22 protein-coding genes are annotated in these 21,662 nt (G+C 46.3%); 12 read left to right on the top strand and 10 right to left on the bottom strand.

The genetic code is table 11. From position 1 onward, the window contains the following. Positions 1-111: 111 nt before the first annotated feature. From V6C93_RS35240 to V6C93_RS35225, 4 genes are all read right to left on the bottom strand, one after another. Positions 112-468 (bottom strand): TMEM14 family protein, encoded by a 357-nt coding sequence (locus V6C93_RS35240; RefSeq protein WP_333481357.1) that lies wholly within the window; start codon positions 466-468, stop codon positions 112-114. Positions 469-803: 335 nt separating this feature from the next. Beyond that, positions 804-1,184, bottom strand: coding sequence for a DUF760 domain-containing protein (locus V6C93_RS35235; RefSeq protein WP_333481356.1), 381 nt, complete (start codon positions 1,182-1,184; stop codon positions 804-806). A gap of 140 nt (positions 1,185-1,324) precedes the next feature. Next, positions 1,325-1,816 (bottom strand): SMC-Scp complex subunit ScpB, encoded by a 492-nt coding sequence (scpB, locus tag V6C93_RS35230; RefSeq protein WP_333481355.1) that lies wholly within the window; start codon positions 1,814-1,816, stop codon positions 1,325-1,327. 113 nt (positions 1,817-1,929) lie between these two features. Continuing rightward, positions 1,930-2,781: an ABC transporter ATP-binding protein gene (locus V6C93_RS35225; RefSeq protein WP_333481354.1), complete on the bottom strand. Its 852-nt coding sequence runs from the start codon at positions 2,779-2,781 to the stop codon at positions 1,930-1,932. A gap of 594 nt (positions 2,782-3,375) precedes the next feature. Here V6C93_RS35225 and V6C93_RS35220 point away from each other — a divergent pair. The 5 genes from V6C93_RS35220 (at position 3,376) to V6C93_RS35200 (ending at position 9,445) form a co-directional block, all read left to right on the top strand. After that, positions 3,376-4,251 (top strand): hypothetical protein, encoded by an 876-nt coding sequence (locus V6C93_RS35220; RefSeq protein ID WP_333481353.1) that lies wholly within the window; start codon positions 3,376-3,378, stop codon positions 4,249-4,251. Between the two features lie 28 nt (positions 4,252-4,279). Next, positions 4,280-4,777, top strand: a complete 498-nt coding sequence (locus V6C93_RS35215; RefSeq protein WP_333481352.1) for a PqqD family protein — start codon at positions 4,280-4,282, stop codon at positions 4,775-4,777. Positions 4,778-4,985: 208 nt separating this feature from the next. Next, positions 4,986-6,209 (top strand): nucleotidyltransferase family protein, encoded by a 1,224-nt coding sequence (locus tag V6C93_RS35210; protein ID WP_333481351.1) that lies wholly within the window; start codon positions 4,986-4,988, stop codon positions 6,207-6,209. A 245-nt stretch (positions 6,210-6,454) separates the two neighbouring features. Further along, the gene (locus tag V6C93_RS35205) at positions 6,455-7,876 is read left to right on the top strand and encodes a WGR domain-containing protein (protein ID WP_333481350.1); all 1,422 of its coding nucleotides are present in this window, start codon (positions 6,455-6,457) and stop codon (positions 7,874-7,876) included. Positions 7,877-8,056: 180 nt separating this feature from the next. Beyond that, a complete protein-coding gene (locus V6C93_RS35200; RefSeq protein ID WP_333481349.1) occupies positions 8,057-9,445 on the top strand; it encodes a lamin tail domain-containing protein in 1,389 nt (462 codons plus the stop codon). A 93-nt stretch (positions 9,446-9,538) separates the two neighbouring features. Here the strand turns inward: V6C93_RS35200 and V6C93_RS35195 are convergent, their stop codons facing one another. Beyond that, positions 9,539-11,557: a glycoside hydrolase family 10 protein gene (locus tag V6C93_RS35195; RefSeq protein WP_333481348.1), complete on the bottom strand. Its 2,019-nt coding sequence runs from the start codon at positions 11,555-11,557 to the stop codon at positions 9,539-9,541. Positions 11,558-11,603: 46 nt separating this feature from the next. Here V6C93_RS35195 and V6C93_RS35190 point away from each other — a divergent pair, with 46 nt between their 5' ends. Both V6C93_RS35190 and V6C93_RS35185 read left to right on the top strand, forming a co-directional pair. After that, a complete protein-coding gene (locus V6C93_RS35190; RefSeq protein WP_333481347.1) occupies positions 11,604-11,795 on the top strand; it encodes a hypothetical protein in 192 nt (63 codons plus the stop codon). 92 nt (positions 11,796-11,887) lie between these two features. Further along, positions 11,888-13,027 (top strand): S1 RNA-binding domain-containing protein, encoded by a 1,140-nt coding sequence (locus V6C93_RS35185; protein ID WP_333481346.1) that lies wholly within the window; start codon positions 11,888-11,890, stop codon positions 13,025-13,027. A gap of 162 nt (positions 13,028-13,189) precedes the next feature. Here the strand turns inward: V6C93_RS35185 and V6C93_RS35180 are convergent, their stop codons facing one another. Then, entirely contained in the window at positions 13,190-13,534 is a 345-nt protein-coding gene (locus V6C93_RS35180; protein WP_333481345.1) for a DOPA 4,5-dioxygenase family protein, read from the bottom strand. Between the two features lie 492 nt (positions 13,535-14,026). Here V6C93_RS35180 and V6C93_RS35175 point away from each other — a divergent pair, with 492 nt between their 5' ends. Further along, positions 14,027-14,554: a L,D-transpeptidase gene (locus V6C93_RS35175; RefSeq protein ID WP_333481344.1), complete on the top strand. Its 528-nt coding sequence runs from the start codon at positions 14,027-14,029 to the stop codon at positions 14,552-14,554. Here the strand turns inward: V6C93_RS35175 and V6C93_RS35170 are convergent. The 3 genes from V6C93_RS35170 to murG all read right to left on the bottom strand — a co-directional run bounded on the left by V6C93_RS35170 (position 14,541) and on the right by murG (position 16,314). Continuing rightward, on the bottom strand, positions 14,541-14,681 hold the full coding sequence (locus V6C93_RS35170; RefSeq protein ID WP_333481343.1) for a hypothetical protein: 141 nt from the start codon (positions 14,679-14,681) through the stop codon (positions 14,541-14,543). The genes V6C93_RS35175 and V6C93_RS35170 overlap by 14 nt on opposite strands. A gap of 69 nt (positions 14,682-14,750) precedes the next feature. Next, a complete protein-coding gene (locus V6C93_RS35165; RefSeq protein WP_333481342.1) occupies positions 14,751-15,173 on the bottom strand; it encodes a hypothetical protein in 423 nt (140 codons plus the stop codon). A gap of 52 nt (positions 15,174-15,225) precedes the next feature. Then, positions 15,226-16,314 carry an undecaprenyldiphospho-muramoylpentapeptide beta-N-acetylglucosaminyltransferase gene (murG, locus tag V6C93_RS35160; protein WP_333481341.1) on the bottom strand — a complete coding sequence of 363 codons (1,089 nt, stop codon included), beginning with the start codon at positions 16,312-16,314 and terminating at the stop codon, positions 15,226-15,228. 466 nt (positions 16,315-16,780) lie between these two features. Between murG and V6C93_RS35155 the strand changes: the two genes are divergently transcribed. Continuing rightward, positions 16,781-17,641, top strand: a complete 861-nt coding sequence (locus tag V6C93_RS35155; RefSeq protein ID WP_333481340.1) for a nuclear transport factor 2 family protein — start codon at positions 16,781-16,783, stop codon at positions 17,639-17,641. 251 nt (positions 17,642-17,892) lie between these two features. Continuing rightward, on the top strand, positions 17,893-18,984 hold the full coding sequence (lepB, locus tag V6C93_RS35150) for a signal peptidase I (protein ID WP_333481339.1): 1,092 nt from the start codon (positions 17,893-17,895) through the stop codon (positions 18,982-18,984). Here lepB and V6C93_RS35145 read toward each other — a convergent pair. Beyond that, the gene (locus tag V6C93_RS35145; protein WP_333481338.1) at positions 18,981-19,508 is read right to left on the bottom strand and encodes a hypothetical protein; all 528 of its coding nucleotides are present in this window, start codon (positions 19,506-19,508) and stop codon (positions 18,981-18,983) included. The genes lepB and V6C93_RS35145 overlap by 4 nt on opposite strands. Positions 19,509-19,966: 458 nt before the next feature. On the opposite strand from V6C93_RS35145, the gene V6C93_RS35140 reads away from it, so the two are divergent. Next, positions 19,967-20,368, top strand: a complete 402-nt coding sequence (locus tag V6C93_RS35140; RefSeq protein ID WP_333481337.1) for a fasciclin domain-containing protein — start codon at positions 19,967-19,969, stop codon at positions 20,366-20,368. A gap of 172 nt (positions 20,369-20,540) precedes the next feature. After that, on the top strand, positions 20,541-21,662 hold a 1,122-nt coding region (locus V6C93_RS35135), incomplete at its 3' end, for a hypothetical protein (protein WP_333481336.1).

Raw genomic sequence — 21,662 nt, 5'->3', positions numbered from 1 at the left:
TAATTACTGGATTTTAGACTAAGAAAAATCGACTCAGCCGTAACTCAAAGCTGAGAAAGTACATTTGTATGGGGGAACTTCCGTCTAATCGGCGCTCCTTGCCATCGTAGTCTAAACTCCAGTCCTTGTTAACAATCCACCTGTAGAGAGCAAGCCTAGTAAAAATACAAGGGTAGCGGCAAGAGAAAATACCATCATTAACCCGGATGGCATAAAGGCACGGGTTTTGAAAAAGCGAATAACAAATACAGTAAAAAGAACCAAACCCAAGAATGTCGCTAATCCCAATCCTACTAAGGGCATTTGGCGACAGATGAACCAGGCAACCAGTAATGCTATCCCACTCCCTAGACCGCTAAACAGCGACACTTGACTCTTGGCTTTGACATATCCCATCAAGCCGCCCAACAGGACGATTACTCCGTAAGCAAGGATAGACCAGGTAGCAATTACAAACAAATTGTTCATTTTATTAGAAGTTGCGGGTGTAGCACGTTAGCGTAGAAAACGAGGCGTTAGGAGATTTAGGCTGATGAGTTCACATGACCTATTGATGTTAGGACTGCTGCTGAGTCCTGGTCTTTTACTGTCAATCGTAATCATGCTCACCTTTGCCGCTGGTGGTTAATCGAGTTGTTATTACCTATGCGAGTCAGCAAGTACAAACAGGCAAAGCCACTTTCAACCTAAGAGTGGAACACAAACAGTAAGACCAAACAAACCGACGAAAACTCAGAGCAAGCTACCCCCGTAACCGACTTGTGTTTCACGGGGGACTTGAGGGATGTCAAAAAACACAGCGTTTACTGCTCAGGGCGTTTGCCGGAGTTATCGGATTTTTCACCGTGACGGGGTTCTCGACGCAAAGGAACTGAGTCGATGAGCGCTGTTTCGAGTTCCATCCGTTGTTCCATCTGACGCAAAAAGTAGCCAGTCATCATTGCTGAAGCCAGCAATCCAGCTAAGTTTTCCCGATCAGTGGTAATTTGGACGTTGAAGTTTTCTGAAGGGAGCATCCCTACCAGTCCCTGAACGTTCTGAGAGATGATTTGTTGAATCTCTGGGCTAGCGGATTTGGCAACCCGCGACAAAACGTCCGGAGATTGATGCTGGAGATAGTTCAGCAGGGGGTTAGCTTGCTCATCTTCCGGTTGGGAACTGAGAAAGTCAGGGTTAAATACCATTAGGAATCTCAGGTTTGACTTACTTAGTTTCTACTCTAAACGATTGTGCCGTCCGGCGGCCTCTGATTTTTGCCCTAAATCCTAGTTCTTTAGAAATAAATTTTGCTAGAAAACTCTCTATAAAGCAAGAATAAAGCCTATCAAGATTGGGACTGCTTCTCTAAGGGAGGGAGCAGTTGCTCCAGTTCAAAGTGTTGATGAAATTTATCTGTGACTTGTAACCAGTAGGAACGACCATCGGTTTGACGGCGTCTGTTGACAAATCCTAGAGCAATCAGTTCTTGGATATGTTGGTATGCACCACTGCCTCGTAGTTCGATCAGATCCGTTTGAGCAATAGTTTTTTTCAGTGCGATCGCAGCTAGGGTTCTCAGAGCACCCACACCTAATTCTGAGGGAACTAAGTCTTGCATTAAGTCATGAAACGACGACCTAAGCTGTAAGCTGTAACCGGCAGGTGTTTCTACTACTTCTAGGGCGCTATCTCGGTGGGCATAGTCTGCCATGAGTTCAAGCAGGGCGTCTTCAGTCGCGTCCTTGTCGCATCTGGCAAATTCAGCAATTTCTGCGATCGAGAGGGGCTTTCCCTTTAGGTAGAGTATGGCTTCTATCTGGGTAGCTAAACGAGGCATGAACGATTTTGGATTTTAGATTTTGGATTTTAGATTTTGGAGAGAGGGCTACCAGTAGAGTGGAGAGTGTTCATCATATTACTATTAAACAGCGCTACCCATTCGCCATTCCCTCAATCCAGTTGGCGTCCGGTACGTTCAACAAAGATATCTTCTAGGTTGGAAGGACGAACCATAACACCGGTTTTATCCGCTAAGCTATCCATGTAGGCGTTGGCTTGTGCGAGGTCGGGAAAAAATTGGTACTCAAAACGCTCCCCAACTTGTTTCATCACCAATCCCTCTCCATGTTGTGCCTTGAGTTGTTGGAGTGTGCCGAGTTCTATCAGCTGTCCGGCGTCCATGATGCCAATTCGGTCACATAAAAACTCTACTTCATCCATATAGTGGGTAGTCAGCAGCATCGTCATCCCCTGTTTATTCAAATCACGAATAATTTCCCAGAGGCGGCGGCGGGTTTGGGGGTCGAGTCCTACGGTGGGTTCATCCAAAAACAGAATTTTAGGTTCATGCAACAGCGCCCTGGCAATTTGTAGACGGCGCTTCATGCCACCAGAAAGGGTTTTGACTAAACTATCGCGTCGATCTGCCAGTTCTACATACTCTAACCACTGATTAATCAACCGCTGACGCCTGGGATTAGGAATGTGATGCAAGCGTCCGTGCAGTTCCATGTTTTCCCAGACGGTGAGGTCGGCATCTACACTAATTTGTTGCAATACAACACCGATCTTCTGTTTTACCTGTTGTCTATGGCGTACAACGTCGTAACCCGCCACTTCAATTTGCCCGGAACTCGGTCGAGTCAGGGTGGTTAGCATCCGAATGGTAGTAGATTTCCCGGCACCATTCGGGCCGAGTAGGCCAAACATCTCTCCCGATTCGATGGTGAAAGAGAGGTCGTTAACGACGGGGACTTTGTCGTAGGTTTTGTGGACGTTCTGGAGGGAAACGGCAGATGGCATAGATGCCTGGATGTGATGGGTCAGCTTTACAAATCATCATATCTCGCCTTGCTCTGAGAGTGGCTCAAACCTAGAACCTTTCCCTGCACCTAGAATTTCTTGAAGTTGTTATTACACAAAATCTTTTTTTGTCAACTAACAATGGTACGGAATTGCAATTGTAACAGCAACAACGTTAGAAGTAAGGGCGGATTTGGATTGAGATTAGCGAGTGCGATCGCAATTTCTTTACTTCATGAAGTTTTGATGAAGATCGAACCTAAATTCATGAAGATTGAAGCTAATCCTATTTTTTTAGGTACAATAACTCGTATCTTGCTATATTCTCTCTTTAAGGCAAAAAGCAAAACTCAACTAATGTGTGAACTTCTACAGCAATAGTTCACTTTATTATTTGAGCTAATTTATTAACTGCATCAAGTCTTTGCCGTTGGCAAGAATAGTTCGATTTTCTAAGTAAAAAGAGACTAGGAGAGCAAAGATTATTACTACAAGCAATTTAATAGTAGCAGCTAAAGACTAGGTTGATTTTCATTGAACTGGAAAGCGCCATTTCTCTCATCTATTTCTTAGAACTGGGCTGAATAAATAGAGATGCCACTCTCAAATTTGCCTCAATTGAAACAGGGTACCGAAACCTTATTAAGGGATATACAATGGCAAGCTGGTATTACTTTTATAATCTATGGTCTACGTATCGGTATTCGTGTAAATGAGCCAAGTGTTTTGGAGCTTCTGACGAATTACCTACCCCCACAATGGGAGCCATCCGTCTCACCTATTGTAGACAAGTTGTACTCGCTAATCGTTGCTGGAAATTCCCCGCATCATAATCGCAGTAATCGCTATCATCGGCTTTATGATGAGCAGGCTGAACTGACTCGGACTCAGGAACTTGAGGAGATTTTTGAAATCCTGGATTCTGAGTTGCGTTTGTGGGTAGGTGTTTCAGTACAGCATCGGTTATTCGTCCATGCGGGTGTTGTGGGTTGGCGTGGTAGAGCCATCGTGATACCTGGACGTAGTTTTAGTGGCAAAACTACTTTAGTAGCTGCGCTGGTCAAAGCAGGAGCAACGTACTACTCAGATGAATATGCAGTCTTTGATACTGAGGGATTAGTTCATCCTTATCCTAGGCCGTTGTCTATACGACAACAGGGGGGTGAGCGAACCAAAAGATGTTCAGTAGAAGAACTGGGTGGTCAAGCGGGAAAAGACGTAATACCTGTGGGTTTGATTATTAACACACGGTATCAGCCAAAAGGGCAGTGGTGTCCTAGCCCAATTTCTTCTGGGCAAGCCGTCTTGGCACTGCTAGATAACACCCTTGTGGCTCGTCTGCGTCCTGAATTTGCACTTCCGATTTTGTCTCGTGCTGTCTCTGGTGTTTTAGCACTGGAAGGTGAGCGGGGTGAAACACAAGATGTGGCTGTAGCGCTGTTGCAGCAACTGGACGCTTTGATCGCGTAATTAACTATAAAAAGTGGAGGAAAAAACCATGAGACCAATCGCTCGTAAACAAAACCTACTGATTCAAGAAGTAGACAATGAATTAATGGTTTACGACCAAAAGCGAGACGTTTGCCATTGTTTGAACCCAGTAGCGGCTAAAGTTTGGAATTACTGTGACGGTTACAACACTGTAGAAGATATTGCCAAGTTCCTGGAACAGGAGTTGGAGGTATCCGCAGATACAGATATCCGAGGTTTAGTGTGGGTAGCGTTGGAAGAATTGGGAAATTTCCACCTGATCAAAGAGTATCGCCGGGAAGAAATCGTATCTACCCCAACTATTTCACGACGGAAAGCGGTGAAGCAGGCGACGTTAGTGGGTGGGTTTGCGTTGGGAGCGTTATTTCCAATGGTGAGTTCAATCGCTGCCCCAGCCGCAGCACAAGCGGCATCAAAAGCAAAACCACCATCGAAAGAAGATTCTGACAAAGACAAATCTAAAACATCGAAAGAAAATTCTAACAAAAACAAAAACAAAAAATAGACAATCTTAAAGAAAGTAATGCCTGGCTTTACCGCTCTGCAAACCCTAATACAGGAATCTGGCAATGGGTACTACTTTGCTTGTTGGCAAAACTGCTAGTACCCTTGCTACAGAAATGGTCTGGTTGTGCATCTACTATTTGGTGAAAGACAACTTCTGAACAGGGAACGGGGAATAGACAAGACGTAATTTAAATGCACAACAGCTTATGACAACTATTCCCCAACTACCTACTAACGCACCGACAGCGACTATTCACCCAGAAGTTGAGCTACTCCTTTGCTGTGCCCGTACCGAAATAAATACCACAACTGCCGAGCGCATAAAAACTTTACTTCGACAAGGCATTGATTGGGTGTATCTGAGCCAGACAGCAGCCCAACACGGGGTGATGCCGCTCCTGTACTGTAGCCTGAACAATACCTGTCCGGAAGCTGTTCCCAAGCCCATCTGGAGCCAAATCCGAGACTATTTCTACTCCAACACCAGACACAATCTATTTCAGACTAGTGAGCTTTGCAAGCTCTTGGTTCTGTTCCAAGACCACCATATTCGCGCCATTCCGTTCAAAGGAGCTGTCCTTGCAGCTTCAGCCTACGGCAACCTTGGGCTTCGGGAATTTGGTGACCTAGATATTCTGATTCCTGAGCAGGATGTGCCTCTAGCCACAGAGTTGCTCATTTCCCAAGGATACCAACCACCCAGCCAGCTCAGTGAGGCTCAGGAAAAACCCTACTTTCAATATGAGCAATTTCTGGAATCGGCTCAATATCAAGGCTCCTACGACTTTGTACGCAACGATGGAAAAGTATTCGTAGAGCTTCACTGGTCACTGACTAAAAAGGATTTCCCGTTCCCTGTTGAGTTCAATCACTTGTGGGAACACATTAACCCAATAGTCATTGCAGAGACGACAGTCCCTAATTTTTCGCCCGAAGATGCGCTCCTATTCCTCTGCGTACACGGGTCTAAGCACTGCTGGGAACGCTTGCAATGGGTCAGCGACGTTGCTGAACTGCTCCGTACTTATCAACATATCAATTGGGAACAAGTCCTAGAACAGTCCCGCCTTTTGGGCTGCGAACGGATGCTTTGCCTGGGCCTTCTCCTCGCCCATACTCTCCTGGAAACATCCCTTCCAGAGGAGATTGTACTCAAGATTCAGTCTGACCCTGTAACGCGATCGCTTTTCACACAAGTGCGCCAACAGCTTTTTGACAGCTCATTGGGAGCGTTTGAAGAACATCTTTTCCGTTTGAAAGCCAGAGAGCGTTTAGTGGACAAAGTTCGGTACCTTCTGGGCACTACAATAACTCCAACCGAAAAGGAATGGGCGTTTTTGCCACTGCCTAAATCTCTCTCTTTCCTTTACTATCTGCTGCGACCGCTCCGACTGCTTGTAATGTTGGGAGTAAATAGAGCAACAAAGTGATCGTCAAAGCGTAATTTCCGAAAATCTGAGGGAGCGATCGCACCCACTCACTGTAAGAAAAAGCGATTTTTTCTGACCCCTGACGATTGTTCCGATGCTCGTTCCGACGCTCCTTCGTAGCTAACGCTACCGCTTCATGCACATCTAGGTTACGAGAAGCAAAGAACTTCCTATCAAAGAGTGCAATTTGCTAAAACCGTTACTAGAAATAGACCAACAGTAGGCAAAAAGCGAGGAGTCGGGTAATGGCTGAAGAAAAGACTTATTTAGAGCTTTCCCAAACCGAAGGCAGTGCTCACAAATTCTATGAAGTCACTGTTAACGATACACAAGTCACCATCCGTTACGGTCGAATTGGTGATTCGGGACAGACTCAGAGCAAAACCTACCCTACTCCTGAAAAAGCGAAAGCAGACGCCACGAAGAAGATTAATGAAAAGCTGAAAAAAGGCTATGAAAACGCCGTCATCGGTGTGCGCCAGAAGCGTCCGGTGACACGCCGCCAAGTCACCAGTACTACCTCAACAGCCAAACAAGCCCCTATCCTCTGGAAATTTGCCTCCGGTTCATCCGCCTTTGGTATCTTTATCGATGCTGAACGCTGCTGGGTGGGTAACCAAGCGGGTAAAGTTTTTGCCCTCAATCCTCAAGGACAAGTCCTCAATCAGTTTAAACTCCCCGATGGTGTGAAATGTTTGGTTGCTGATGATGTTTGGATTTACGCCGGGTGTGATGATGGCAATGTCTACGACCTGACCGGTAAGTTACCACGACTCGCTTATACCATTGATGAAAATGTCGATATCTTCTGGCTGGATATCCACGATGGCGTTTTAGGCGTTTCTGACGCGAACGGCGGTGTAACAACCATTAATCATGATGATGAATCCCAGTGGACACGTCTGAGTCAAGGCCAGAGTGGCTGGATGGTACGCTGTGATGATGCAGGTGTCTATCACGGTCACAGTGCAGGTGTAACCATGTATGATGCCAAAGAAGGCCGGATGCTCTGGCATCAAAAAACCAAAGGGAGTGTTCTGTTTGGGTGGCAAGAAGCCTCGGCTGTTTATGCGGGCACGAGTGATAAGAAGGTTTATTGCTTTAGCAAGACGGGTGAAGTAGGCCCCGTTTATTCCTGTGATGCAGCGGTTTACTCCTGCGCGACTGCTAGTGATGGCAAATATGTCTTCGCGGGAGATAACAGTTCTTCGATTTATTGCTTTAATCAGGCAGGAGAACGCCTGTGGAAGCTGGGTACAGGTTGCGGTTCGGCGTTTTCGATGCAGTTTTTTGATCAGCGTGTTTATATTGTGACAACGGATGGTTCTTTAGCCTGTATTGATGCCAGTGACGCGGCTATTGCTGCCGCCCAAGCGGGTACAGTTCCCCCAGCGACTCTGATTAAAGCCCCCAAAGGAGAGGGTGCTGCCCCCTCGGCAACGTTGGAAACGACTTCCGACACAACACAAGGGGTAATTGTGGAGTGCTTCCGGGAGGGGGGTAAATTGAGAGTTCGGATTATCTCGCCAGGATATAACCCCAGTTGGAATGTACAGTTTCCCAAGGATATTCGTAAAGAAGGCGATCGCTATCTCGTCCAAGAGGTGCGCGAGTCTGCACGGGGTGGCTTCTACCGCGCTTATGGTGATATCAAAAAATTGGTCTAGAATTCAACTTACTGTGACAGGTATTTCCCCTCACAGATAAGTTCTGTACAGAACAATTTTCTGCGATCGCATTTGATGATTAATGCGATCGCTCTAATCTTACCTAACTCTAGAATTTCGTTTAAATCTGTAATAAAAACTCAACTGCTTTGCTATTTTAAAAACTTATAAACCACTAAAATGAACAAAAAACTAGGCAAAATATTTCTCGCTAATGATGCTTTAACTTTAAGTAACCTCGGATTTGAAAAATCTCCTGACGCGGCAATTTTTGCAAAAAATATTGCTAATTGGTTTACGGGCGGTCGTCCAGGCAAGTTTCATTCTTACTCTGACCCGGAGCGACGCGAATCTGAATCGGCTTTAGCAGAGACAATGACTAAAGCTGGTCATATATGGACTATTGGATATGATATCCCAGAAAATGTGGATGCCATTTTTACATATCAAACAAGTATTGATGACGATATACTCAGAGATTTGGTTAGCGCCGGAGGGAGCGTTTACTTAGCTGCCGAGACAGAAGATGAAGACTATGCTACAGGGTATGAATTTAACTGGTTTCTTTGGGAAGTTGGTTTACAGTTTAAAGAGGGCTATAACGGGATTTCAGGAAATCAACCCATTAATAGCGAGCATCCGATTTTTGCTGGAGTTAAATCTCTCTATCAACGCAATGGCAGTTCAATTATAGATTTCCAAGCTGACGAGCAAGCCAATCAAATTCTCGTCAAAAGTCCTGATGGAGAAGGGTTGTATGCAATACTCGATCTCTCAAAGGCGACACCCCACGTCAGGATAAGCAGGATTTTTTCAGATGGAAGTGTTAAATCCACAGAGGCGGACGAATATATCGCTATTGTCAACGAGAGTCTGGTTGATATAGATATATCAGGCTGGAAAATTCAAGGCATAAATTGCAATCAGGAATTCTCTTTTCCCACAGGGACAGTATTGAAAAAAGGAGCTGAGTGTCGAGTTTATACTAACGAGGTGCATCCTGAGTCAGGCGGCTTCTCTTTCGGTAGCAAACGCTCTGTTTGGAATAACTCTTCAGATGAGGGACGGCTCTATAATGCTCAAGGAAATTTGATGTCTAGCTATGCTTATACTGAGCACAGTCAGAAGTTATCTAATCTGACAAAATCCCTTGGCTATGACAATCTGATCCTAGAGGCAGACCCAGAAGCGATTAAGGCACAGAAAGCTTTAGGCGGTCAGGTAACTTTTGAGGAAGCATTAAGTTTGGCATACGATAGCTTTGAAAATGACAACAGAGAAGAAGGCTCGGCTTACGACGCGATCGCTGAAGAAGCTGCTGCTGTGGGTGTACCATACGCCTATTTTAATGGCGATCACGTATCCTCGGCTTACCACTATATGGAAAAACCCACCACTAAAATTACCCTGTGTACCCCAGAGACACCGATGCTCCCAACAAGAGGGGAAAGCATAGAAGCTAACTGGATATTTATGTTACAAATTCCTGAACTCAACACAGTACATTGGGCGATTATTGATCGCTCAGGCGAAAAAGAAGAGTACAACTACGGTCGCAAATTGTCCTGAGAAACAGGCATTCGCTCGCAGATGAACCGAAGAAATTGATCAATTGTGCGAGTGCATGTTCATAACACTAAAGCACAAAGGATGCAAATTATATCAATTTACTGTGACAACCACTCCCGCACTTTCATTCGCCATCCTATCCACTGCACACAGCGCATAAGTTCCCGGTTCAACCGTCACTACCCTTGTCGCCGTTGGTAAAATTCGTTCAATCGTCCATTTACCAGCACTCTGCTTATAAAGCGCCCACGCACGAACATCCTGATTATCAGCCGCCTTCCAAGACAGTTGGCGGTTCTTTGCGGTTAGTCCCACTGGCGGGAACGGGGGTAAGCTATCTTGCCATGCCATCGCGGGTACCAATGCAGGGGTGGCATAAACTGAAGACTTGAAGGTGTTATAGATACCCTGACGATTTGCTGTGAACGAACTCATACTGAAGAAGATATTCCCCAGCGAAAACTTCTCACTCAAGTTGCGAGTAATCTCAACCTGCTTGTTAATCTCCGAAAGCTTCCAACTCTTGCCATCCAATAGCGATATATTGTTACCCGCATAAATATGTCGCTTCTTGGGGTTAACCTCCGTCCACCACTTCAACAACACAGGATAACTCTGCGCTTTTTGGTCAATCTTCCAGTAAAGTTGTGGCGCTAAATAATCAACCCAACCTTGCTCCAGCCATTTTTTGGAGTCTGCATAAAGCACATTATAGGCATCTAGTCCAGTAATCTGAGACGGTTGTCCGGGTCGATAAATGCCAAACGGACTAATGCCAAACTTGACGTGGGGCTTTATCGCTTTAATCCCTGCCGATAGGCGCTGAACCATTTTATTCACATTGTCGCGCCGCCAGTCGCCCACGCTCAGTTTACCCCCAGCCGCTTTATAAGCCGAATAGGTTTTGCTGTCAGGGAAGGACTTTCCCTCAATGGGGTAGGGGTAGAAATAGTCATCCAGATGGATAGCATCCACATCATAACGCCGCACGACATCGAGCATCACATTGTAAGCCCGATCCTGAATGACTTTCGCGCCTGGGTCCATCCACAGCTGATTACCCCATTTGTAAACGTATTCGGGATTAGTGATGGTGATGTGAGGACGAACCGTTCCACCTGGCTTGGCGGTAGTCTTGGCACGATAGGGGTTGAACCAAGCATGAAGTTCAATGTTGCGTTTATGGCATTCTGCGATCACAAACTCCAACGGGTCATAAAAGGGTGAGGGTGCTTTCCCTTGTGTTCCTGTCAGCCAACCACTCCAAGGCTCTAACTGAGAGGCGTACAGAGCATCCCCTTCGGGTCGTACCTGCAAGATGAGGGCGTTGAAATTTAGGGCTTGTAATCGGTACAGGATATTGAGCAGTTCAGTTTTCTGTTGTTCAGCTGGAAGTCCGGGTTTTGAGGGCCAATCACTGTTCCACACCGTTGCCACCCACGCGCCTCGAAATTCCCGGCGATGACTCAGGTTGATAGTCTTGTAAAGGGGAACCCCTGGCTCTGGGGGAACCACAGTATACTTTGATTGAATCGCAGGAGCCTCACCCAGATACACTAAAGCTTGATAGATAAACGCCGCGACATCGGCACGAGTGGCTGCTACATTGGGGCCGAGTAACTTGACATTGGGGTAGTTGACTACCAGTCCCGCACGAGTTGCGATCGCAATCTCATCCTTAGCATAGCCAGGAATTCCAACCCCATCTTGATAAATGATTGGGAGTCCTGTCATCAGGTCAGATTTGACCTTCGAGGCCATCTCCAAGCCACTGACTAGGGAAACTAAAACCTGTACCCGAGAAATCCGATCGTTTAGGCGGAAGTGCTGATCGGGAAAGCCGCTGATAAACCCGCTTTCGTAAGCCTTTCGGATGGAAGGGACGGCCCAGTGGTTAGAAGGCACATCGACAAAGCCAACATACTGCCGCTTTGAAGGTCTCGTAAAGGCTTTGGCAATAATAGCCGCGAACTCAACGCGGGTCATTGAGTTGTTGGGGCGAAATGTTCCATTGGGAAACCCGCTCACAATATTACGCTGGGCTAAGGCTTCGATGAATAAGCGTGCCCAATGATTCTGAATGTCAGAGAAGGGAGTAGAGGCAGATACCATCGTCAATCAGAGCTAGCTTGGCTCAATCTTAACCTTGTTCTGTGTTTTGGCTAACTCAGATCGGGTTGCCACTTATTCTTACCCCACCCCAACCCAACCCTCAAAGGAAGGGAGATCAATTCCCCGCAATGAGTACACCAGAAAACACAATACCCCTAACGACCAAAAGATGACGATTTACTTCTACGGTACTCGCGATCGCTCTCAATTTAGCTACGGAACTGGGCGGTTTGGTTAAAACGCAGCTACCTCTCACTGTACAACCCTTTCGGGTATGTGAAAAATGTTAAACTCTAAGCCGGAGGTGCGGTAGTTCAGCCGCCAAAACTTTTGAACTCTTGTTCACCTAGCTTTAGTTCAGGCGAAACTGTCATCGGTACTGTAGTTAGTTTGGAGCCAACAGGCGCTCTGATTGATATTGGAACTCAAACGCTTGCTTATCTCCCAATTCAGGAGATATCAATGGTTGGTATTGACACTCCTGAACAAGTATTAGAGCTACATGAAACCCGTGAATTTTGGATTATCACTTCTGGCGCAGAACAGGGACAGAATCAGTTTATCCTTTCCATCCGGCATCTTGAGGAAAAGTTGGGTTGGGAACGGCTGCATCAAATGAAAGCAGAAAATGCTACTGTGTACGCGAAAGTAGTTGCCACGAGTACAGACGAGGTTTTAGTAGATATCGAGGGCTTACGCGGCTGTATCTACAATAATGAACTCGTTACCAACAAACCAATAAAAGAGCTGATAGGCGAGATACTTCCTCTCAAAATTCGTTACGCGGATGAAGACGGCAAAAGTCTAAATTTGAGCCACAATCAGGCATTGGTTGCACGGCAGATAAAGCAGCTAAAGGTTGGTAAAGTCGTTGTTGGTACAGTACGCCACATTAAGCACTTCGGTGTATTCGTTGATATTGGAGGGCTTGTTGGTCTGCTACGTATAACGGAAATTTCTCATGAACACTTTGACTCACTTCATAGCATTTTTAAGGTTAATGAGCAACTGAAAGTAATGCTCCTTGACCTAGATTTTGAACGAAATATAATTTCCCTCTCAACAAAGGCATTAGAACCCGAAGCGGGAGATATGCTGATGAATCCTCAGATTGTTTATGGAAAAGCTGAGGAAATGGCAGCTAAGTACCGTGCAAAATTCTTGAAAGAATATAGTGGAGACGCTATCAAAAAGATTACTGGATCTGGCTTAGAGTATATTGATGAAAATGGTGACATAAAGTTCATTGATTTTACAAATTGTGTCCAAAATTCATTAGAATATTTTACCCGCCGTACTTCTAAATATGTTGCCTTAAGAAATGTGCTTGGTGAAGCTTGGGAAACCTCACCCTATATGCAGTTTTTCACAAAACCCTTAACAAAATTTTTGTTTAACGACGAAGAGGATTTTAATAAGTTGCGTTGGCAAATCGAGCGAACAGGGTGGTTAACATTTGACCTAACTTAGGTTGAGTTGCCTGTGAGGAGAGCCATCATTTGGCTCTAGTCACTTGAGCGTGTTTACTACAGATACCTCACAACCCCAACAGGGTTAGTCAACAGCGATCGCCCATGCCGATGCCCTCATTCAACACAACCATTGTTGGCTACATAGTCTTGTTAAGTTGTTCTAACTCGCCCTTAGAGACTCGATATTAAGCTCTAACTTCTCTCCCAACCACAGAGAACGGTCAGTGTGGTCTCCCACATCGTCGCCTGTTGATGGGTGGACGAGAATATCCAACCCCTGACGATTGAGCATCAACCAGGGGACAACCTTGCCAAATTGCTCCGGTAAGAACGCAACTTGATACATGGCCTTTGGGTGTGGACCAATCGGTTTGTCATGCCAACGCCCCAGTTGCACTTCAAAAGACTCGCCCAATCCTTCACGTACACGCGCCGCCGCGTCACGACTCGTGGTATCGAAGTAGATATGAGCATGAAAACCAGTAATCTGGGCAGTATCTTTCATCGCGCTTAGCTCCACTTTATCTGAGCGTGAACTCATCGTAACGCTTGAATTCATCGACGGCAGACAATACTTGCATCATAGCTGAGGCTCTTGCCTGCCTAGTGCAAAAAGATGTTAGGTGCTACTTCTTTAATATCCCAGAACCCTTCTTTTGTTTGAGTGAATTCGGAAAGTGCAAGTTTCCTTAAAGCCCATTCGCTTGTAGATATTTACACCATCCGGCGCTGCCCGTCCAAGCTATGCAATGTTTTATGCCGATGAGCTTATGAACTGCGCGATCGCATCCTATCAGAACCCAAGTTCATGTTTACTTCTGGCAGGCCAAAGACAACGTCCGATTTGGGAGGCAGAGAATTTGGGTGTTACGGAAAGAAGACACCAGCAGTAGACTGTTCTATGATCGTGCAGGAGAGCGAGTTAGCTAAAGCGTTTCTTAGACATCAAGGCTGCCTCGCTCTCTGAGAATTTCATAGCTTTGTATGGTGGGCCATTATGAAAAGGATTTGCCTCTCGGCAAAAACGCTTCGCTCGAAAGCGTTCTCGCTTGGAGCTACACTAGCTCTAGTGGCGTTAGGAACTTGGGCTTTCCCAGCTTTTGCCTGGAAGACTAACTTAGAAACTCAGCCTGATACTGCCCCGGAGATACTTGTTGCCCGACAACAACGTGCAGGGCGCTGGATAGAAATTGACCTATCTTCTCAGCAATTAACCGCATGGAATGGCAAAAAGAGGGTTCGCTCTTTCACAATTTCAACCGGAAAGCAGCGCACACCAACTCCTACTGGTAACTTTGCTGTTCAGTCCAAGCATAGTTCGACGCGGATGCGCGGTCGAGGCTACGACGTACCCAATGTTCCCTACGTGATGTACTACTCTGGCGGCTACGCTCTGCATGGTGCTTACTGGCATAATCGTTTTGGTACGCCGGTGAGTCATGGATGCGTTAACTTGCGAACAGGGAGTGCTCGTTGGTTATACAATTGGGCATCGGTCGGCACGCCCATAGTCATCCGTCGATAGCTGCAAGCGGTGCGATCGCCTCTAGCGGTGCCACGAATGCGGCAATCGCAACTTTAAGTGCCACGCATACAGAAGCGGCTCCCGCATCTGAAGGGCATGTCCAATACTTAAAACTGACTTCTGGCACCAATTGTAATAGGCTTTGTGTAGGGTGGGTTAGGCGCTAGCCGTCACCCACCAAAGTCTCGAATTGTTGTTACTCGAAACGCCACTCGCTTACTCCTAGGTTGCTGGTTGGCTGAAGAGTCTGTTGCAAGAATGACTTAACTTGCTCTGATGGAACTGACCCGCGATAGGCACCACAGTAATACATACTCAAAACCGCCTTGTATGCCCAGTGATTGGACGACACATCAGGGAACGGGTTTGGTAAGGTATTCGCTTGTTCCTGAACACAGGTTTGCAGAACGCGATCGCCATTCACTTGAGCTTGAGCCGTAGGCGTTTCTGCCTTCATCGGTTGGGAGTCTTGCGCTGTGACTGGAGCCACAAAACTAACTGTAGTCAGGAGTGCAACGGTTGCGACGAGTGTGAGCTTCATAGTGACTAGTGCAGCGTGGCGGAAATAACTATCCAGTTGAAAAAGGCTACTACGTTTACCGTATAACCTTTCTTTCATAAAAGCCTTCTGCCTCCTCACTCACATCTCCGGTGCCTCCTGCCTTCTTGCACTAGCTTCCTTTCAACTCACTGGACTTGCTATGTACCAGCTGACGCACCAAGTTAGCTAATCGTTCCGCACTATCCGTCACAGCGAGGTCAGCCGCTTTTTGAGCCATTTGCTGCAAGACTTGGGGCGATTGAAGTAAATGCAATACCTTGGTTTCCAACAGTTCGGGTGTCAGTTCCGCCTGACGAAAAACTAAAGCCGCCCCCGTATTGGCAAAGCTTTCGGCGTTAAAAGCTTGGTGATCTTCAGCCGCAAAGGGGTAGGGAATTAAAATAGCAGGTGTCTGCGTGATGGCCAGTTCAGTTAATGAACCCGAACCAGCGCGGCTAACTGCCAGATTAGCGCGTTGGAGTAGCCCTGCCATGTTGTCATAAAAGGGCATGGGGAAATATTGAGGGTGCTGGAGTTCTTTAGCATCGGGGTCTTTTTCACCGGTTAAATGAACAATCCAGGCACCCGCCTCAAACCAAGCAGGGGCACACTGACGCACGAGTTTGTTGACGGCGATCGCACCTTGGGAACCCCCAACTACTACAATCAAGGGTACGTCTTCAGGAATGGGTAGATCAAGCGGCTGAGGGGATTGAAAACTGGAGCGCACGGGTGTCCCCACATAGACAGTGTTTACTTTGGGTAGGGACTTGGCTGTTGAGGCAAACCCCAGAGCCACAGAACTACACAAGGGACTAAACCAACGAGTTACTTTACCGGGGATGGCGTTGGACTCATGTAGAATCACCGGTAAACCCTGCATCCGTGCAGCGATAATGGCTGGCCCTGCAATGTAACCGCCAGTGGTGAAGACGCCATCAAATTGACCGGTTTTGAGCAGTTGCCGTACCTGTAGGATGGAACTTGCAAGCCGTCCGAAGATTCGCAGCGTACCCAGGCCAAAGCGCTGTTGAAAACCTTCCACAGGAATCGTATGGAGGGGATACTGAGCGGGGACTAGTTCTCGTTCTAGGCGATCGGGGACACCGAGCCACTCAATTTTATAATCTTGTAGCTGCTCGGCTAGTGCGATCGCGGGAAATAGATGCCCTCCTGTGCCGCTGGCAGCAATCAACAATCGAATCGGTGGGTGATGCAAAGTCTCTCGTTCTCCTTCGGGCGGCTGTACTCTCAGTTAAAATCTAAAGATTAGCTGTAAATTGACAAATCTAGTATCCTTCTGCAATAGCATTCAAACACCTATATCTATATAAACTATTTCCTTCGATTCCCCAAATCCCCAATCCGGCAATTTTAAGCGCTAGGCTCTTGCTGTCTCTTACGCCTGTTTGCGTTCCGTGATATCTGTCGTCATGCTAGGAATATCTGAGCGCTTCACCTTGAGCATCCCGGATTAGCCGCAGCCGATGATACAGCCATCGGACTTCCTCGTTAGGGTATTCCAACAACGTAATCGCGGGTGTCTCGTCCTACAGACTTTCCGGCGGACACCTCTACTCTCAGGTAAAATCGAAAATCAGTTATAAATTGACGAGTGTAGCCTCCAAGCTTCAACCATTTAGACGCTAATTTCGTCTATTAAACTATCCCCTAGTATTTTCCCAATGCGCAATTCAGTCACTTCTAAGCAAAGGCTCTCTCAATCTCTGACATCACTTGCCAAGTCTCTCCCTGGAAGTTGGTCAGTATCTTTCCTCGTCACTGTCGGTTTAACAGTAGGATGGGCTGTGATTGCTCAAGCCGAAAGCCCCGAAACTGCACCTCCTCAGCTTAAAGATATCCTCACGCAAATCGATACAGCAGCGAATCGTCGTGATGTTCAGGGTGTGATGCAATTCTACAGTAGTAATTTCAAAAATTCTGATGGCTTAAGTCGCGGCTCAATGGAGAAAGCGTTAAGTCAGCTCTGGCAGCGCTACTCCCAGTTGAATTACCGCACAGAACTCAAGGATTGGAAAAGTGAGGGCAACGGAATTGTTGCAGAAACCGTTACTTATATCACTGGAACGAAGCCTAGTAATGGTACCACGCTGAAACTCGAATCGACTTTGCGATCGCGCCAACGAATTGAAAACCAAAAAATTGTGCAGCAGCAGATTTTAGGAGAGCGAACACAACAAATGTCTGGCGCGAATCCTCCCACGATAGACGTGCAGTTACCGGAGCAGGTAAGTCCTGGTCAGTCGTTTAACTTTGATGTCATTGTTAAGGAACCCTTAGGGGATAACTTGCTCCTGGGAGCCGCGTTGGAAGATACGATTAAGCCCGAACTTTATACCAAACCGAGTGAATTTAAGCTGGATTTACTACCAGCGGGTGGAATCTTTAAACTGGGGAAAGCTCCGACCAAACCTCAAGACCATTGGCTCTCAGCTGTATTGGTGCGTAAAGATGGTATGACGATGGTTACGCAGCGATTGCAGGTTGTTAATCGTTCTGCTACTTCGAGCAAGTCTACTCGATAAAAGGTGAAGACTGAAGACTGAAGCCCGAAAAAAGACGGCTCTAACCTAGCTCTCTTTATTGTTAGATAGGGAGTAATGCCATCCTTCATCCTTCAGTCAAATCTCATTAGTATCCCCTTGAAAAATAGACATCGAGAATACAGGGGTGACGCCAACCAGAACCGACCTTAAACGACAGCATAGGTCTGCTGGCGTTTTTGCTAAAGTTAAACTACCAGCAGAGATAGTTTACGGATGCAAAGCTCACAACCATGCCCTTCATTGCTACAGAGGGTCAAACCACAGAACACTTTCCTGAACCCTGGTTAGCTGTGAATCTCTCGATGTTTTTTCCTGGGATTGGACAGCTCTATGTCGGTGAAAACATCAGGGGGTTAGGATTTTTATGCAGCCAACTGCTGCTAATTGCGATCGCGGTTTGGTCTATTTTTAGTCCAAGCGGTAATACGGTTACTGGAGTGGGCTGTTTATTCCCCATTGTCATTATCTATATTGGGAATCTATATGATGCCTATTTCTGTGCCCAAAAGCAGTTGAAGGTACAGATATCTGAAAAAATTCCCAGAATTAACAAAGACCCCTGGTTTGCCGTTTTTCTCTCGCGAATCTTACCAGGATTGGGTCAGCTGTATCTCGAAAAAGCCGTAGTTGGTGGCCTTCTGCTGTCATTGATTATTATTTGTTCCAGCCTTGCCCGTATCTTTTCCAACTTAATTGTATTCATTCCTATCATCTCAGCCGTAGCCTGTTACCATGCTTTTGTCGCGTTTCCCAAGTCTCGAAGACAAAGGCAGGGTTTGATTACTGTCTTGGCTTTATTCGTCCTTGTTTTTGGACTCATGGGCAACTCTGTTCACAGTTGGATTGAGGAAAACATAGAACGTTTTGAAATACCCAGTACATCTATGTTACCGACGCTCCAGGTAGGAGACGGAATTTTCGTTCATAAATCCAGTCATTACTCTCCACAACGAGGAGATATGGTCGTCTTCAAAGTACCTGACTCGGTGAAGCAGTTAGAGGATGAGGAAAGCAAAAACAAGGCAGAATATTTCATCAAGCGCGTGATTGGTGAACCTGGGCAAAGAGTTCACATTACCAATGGTATGGTTTATATTAACAACCAACCCCTACAAGAAACCTACATTGCAGAACCCCCTAATTATGAGTTGGAATCGGTGAGCGTGCCTACTGACTCATATTTTGTCATGGGTGACAATCGCAACAACAGCTTTGACTCCCATATTTGGGGGGTTCTGCAACAGGACTATATCGTGGGTCAAGCCTACAAAATCTACTGGCCACCAGAACGTATCCGGTCACTTTTGAGCAGGAGTTCTTAAAATCTCACCCCAACGCCGCCTTGAACAGATACGGCTGTTCCTCCCCCATTCCGATAGGCGTCGAAAGCAATGATGGCATTGCCAAAAAGAACGGTGTTGCTATTGGGGACAACGTAATCTACACCCGGTTGCAGCGCCAAGCTGGTCTTATCTCCCACAGGTGAAGGTGTACTCCCGCTAGCAAAGGCTGCTCCTACTCCCAGGTAAGCATCTGTTTGCCAGTTTAGGGGTACATCATAGGAAATCGTTGGCACAACAGCGGTGCCAGAGCCTATCAAAGCTTGTGCTCGGAAGGAGACAGGAATTTCCAGGAGTTTGTAGCGTACAGCCAGCACTCCCCCGATTTGCCGACCGTTGTCCTGTGGTCCGTCGGTGATGCCAAATGTAGCTCCAGCACCAACATAACTCCCATAGGCGGCCTGAGCGGATGCTGGCTTTGCGATCGCGGCAAGACCTGCGACACTAGCAACACACCCCACAGTAACGCCGATTAGTCCAGCCAACAAGCCCTTTAGACAAACCATTTCCTTTCCCCTCAACACCTATACAGCCGAATACTGGGTTTGAGCAGATTTTAGCCTATTCGCCTAGGTTCAATCACATCGATAGAAATCCTATTTGATTTGTAAGAATCATGAACGTAGACGCGTAGCCGCTTGCCGCAGCGTCCTACAGAGCCACAAAGGACGCCGAGAGAGTTAATGAGGAAAAGAGGAGCCTATTATAAAAAAATTAGAATCCTTATATTAAAACTTTCACTATAGTTTTTTTAAATGATCGGTATTATTATTCCTTGTATATCGAGCTTTTTAAGAGTTTAACTAAGTGTTTTCATCAATAGCAAAAAACTAGATATTTTTCAACCGCCATCCTTTTTTCTCGCTACCCTATGCCTTATCTTATTTCCACTATTTTTCAAACGTTCACAAGTGCTTTACAATTTTTTAATTAAGGTATTTTTCCATAAATTGAGGATAAACGAATGCCTGACATTGTTGATATTGCCGTTGGCGCTGGTTCTTTTGAAACCCTAGTGGCAGCTGTTAAAGCAGCTGGATTGGTAGAGACACTGAAAAGTCCTGGACCTTTCACTGTCTTTGCCCCCAATGACGCCGCCTTTGCCAAACTACCCCCAGGAACTATACAAACTCTGTTGCAGAATATTCCCCAGCTAACTAGGATTTTGACCTATCATGTCGTCTCTGGCAAGTTGACAAAAGCTGATCTGGAAAAAGTGGATTCAGTGACTTCGGTTGAAGGTTCACCGATAAGGATTGATACTTCTGATGGTTTTGAAGTGAAAAATGCCACCGTTGTAGCCGCAGATATCGAAGCAGACAATGGTGTAATCCACGTTATTGATAATGTAATTTTAATGGGGTGATTTAGTCTTCACTACAGTAGTGTGAGTACTGCTCACACTACTAATACGACTGAGACTCTTGCACTGTGGTAGACATGGCTCACCCTGCTACAAAAGGGACAGAAGAGCGATCGCCTTTTCAGTGAACAGTGAACAGTGAATAAAACAGCATCCCTGAGTAGTGCTTTTCGCTATGGAAGAATCAGAAATTGATCAGGCGGGTAGTCACCAGACGAACTTAACTTGGCAGTGCTGGATGGTTAATAGGAGAACTGGGGAAGAAAAGCTGATCGTCTACGGCTATTTTTCCCAAGAGGAATGCAGACAAGAAGCGGTGAAGATTTTTACAACAACATGGAATATTGGCTCGTATCCCAGTAGTGCTGGGTGGGAAGTTATTTACCGCCAGGATAGCCCGTTGAAGATTGCCGAATACTGGCGTGACTACTATCAGGAGCAGACTAAGTTTTGGAGCCAACGTTATCAGGAAGTTTGGCACTCGCACAACCCCTCAGGCCAGCCACTCCCGCCCGTTGAGCGACCACCACAGCGCACGAGTACTCCAGCTAAAAAACTATTACGTCGCAGGCAGGTAAAAAAAGGAGCGGTAAAAGCTCTAGAGCGTCGGTACAAACGATTACTGAAGAGGGCTGTTTGGATCGGACGCCTTTTTACTGGCACACTGCTTTGCGCGATCGCACTTGAACTGGTTACTCTTGTCAAAGCTCCCTCCAGCAACCCACTTTACCTCGCACAACACACCACTGATGTCCCATTGAGTATTCGTGAGTTATTTACTAACAAAAAAGCTCCTGGCTCAATCGCTATTGGCGTAGCTGAAGGCAACTTAACCCCAACGGGAAAACCAACTTCCATCTATTTAGGCCATACTGACCCCGGAAACTTCGCTACGAATAAGGGATTTTGCAGTTGGAACAAATCCCAAGATATATCTGTTTCTGAGGCCGACCAGCGCTGCCTTCAGGCATTACAATGGCAATCTGTTGCTACGGAAAATCAATTAATCTACTTGGGACTTAGCCCAGAGAGTCACAGAGTTGCAATTATTATGGGCACCGACCTGTGGAATCAATCTAATTCAGCCGGCCCAAAGTTTACCTTCGCATACAAAGCTGCCAAGGATAAAGGATATAGGGGACGGCAAGCCTATATTTGGGCTAGAGTGGAAGCATTTCGCAACAAAAAACAGGAATTAGATGCTTCAGGATTGTTTGGCATTTGCAGGCGAGAGCCTTACTACCAAAAGCAGCTGACAGGGTTGAAAGTTGATTCAGAATCATGGCGCTGGAACTGT

Origin of the sequence: Allocoleopsis sp. (assembly GCF_036703385.1) — a bacterium.
Lineage (GTDB): Bacteria > Cyanobacteriota > Cyanobacteriia > Cyanobacteriales > Coleofasciculaceae > Allocoleopsis.
The sequence above is the reverse complement of the archived record's forward strand: the minus strand, read 5'-3'. Positions and strand labels throughout refer to the sequence as shown.

Bases quoted from the DNA above. Each gene is read 5' to 3' on its own strand.
- V6C93_RS35240 (WP_333481357.1), bottom strand. From the start codon at position 468: ATGAACAATTTGTTTGTAATTGCTACCTGGTCTATCCTTGCTTACGGA.
- V6C93_RS35235 (WP_333481356.1), bottom strand. From the start codon at position 1,184: ATGGTATTTAACCCTGACTTTCTCAGTTCCCAACCGGAAGATGAGCAA.
- scpB (WP_333481355.1), bottom strand. From the start codon at position 1,816: ATGCCTCGTTTAGCTACCCAGATAGAAGCCATACTCTACCTAAAGGGA.
- V6C93_RS35225 (WP_333481354.1), bottom strand. From the start codon at position 2,781: ATGCCATCTGCCGTTTCCCTCCAGAACGTCCACAAAACCTACGACAAA.
- V6C93_RS35220 (WP_333481353.1), top strand. From the start codon at position 3,376: ATGCCACTCTCAAATTTGCCTCAATTGAAACAGGGTACCGAAACCTTA.
- V6C93_RS35215 (WP_333481352.1), top strand. From the start codon at position 4,280: ATGAGACCAATCGCTCGTAAACAAAACCTACTGATTCAAGAAGTAGAC.
- V6C93_RS35210 (WP_333481351.1), top strand. From the start codon at position 4,986: ATGACAACTATTCCCCAACTACCTACTAACGCACCGACAGCGACTATT.
- V6C93_RS35205 (WP_333481350.1), top strand. From the start codon at position 6,455: ATGGCTGAAGAAAAGACTTATTTAGAGCTTTCCCAAACCGAAGGCAGT.
- V6C93_RS35200 (WP_333481349.1), top strand. From the start codon at position 8,057: ATGAACAAAAAACTAGGCAAAATATTTCTCGCTAATGATGCTTTAACT.
- V6C93_RS35195 (WP_333481348.1), bottom strand. From the start codon at position 11,557: ATGGTATCTGCCTCTACTCCCTTCTCTGACATTCAGAATCATTGGGCA.
- V6C93_RS35180 (WP_333481345.1), bottom strand. From the start codon at position 13,534: ATGAAAGATACTGCCCAGATTACTGGTTTTCATGCTCATATCTACTTC.
- V6C93_RS35175 (WP_333481344.1), top strand. From the start codon at position 14,027: ATGAAAAGGATTTGCCTCTCGGCAAAAACGCTTCGCTCGAAAGCGTTC.
- V6C93_RS35165 (WP_333481342.1), bottom strand. From the start codon at position 15,173: ATGAAAGAAAGGTTATACGGTAAACGTAGTAGCCTTTTTCAACTGGAT.
- V6C93_RS35155 (WP_333481340.1), top strand. From the start codon at position 16,781: ATGCGCAATTCAGTCACTTCTAAGCAAAGGCTCTCTCAATCTCTGACA.
- lepB (WP_333481339.1), top strand. From the start codon at position 17,893: ATGCCCTTCATTGCTACAGAGGGTCAAACCACAGAACACTTTCCTGAA.
- V6C93_RS35145 (WP_333481338.1), bottom strand. From the start codon at position 19,508: ATGGTTTGTCTAAAGGGCTTGTTGGCTGGACTAATCGGCGTTACTGTG.
- V6C93_RS35140 (WP_333481337.1), top strand. From the start codon at position 19,967: ATGCCTGACATTGTTGATATTGCCGTTGGCGCTGGTTCTTTTGAAACC.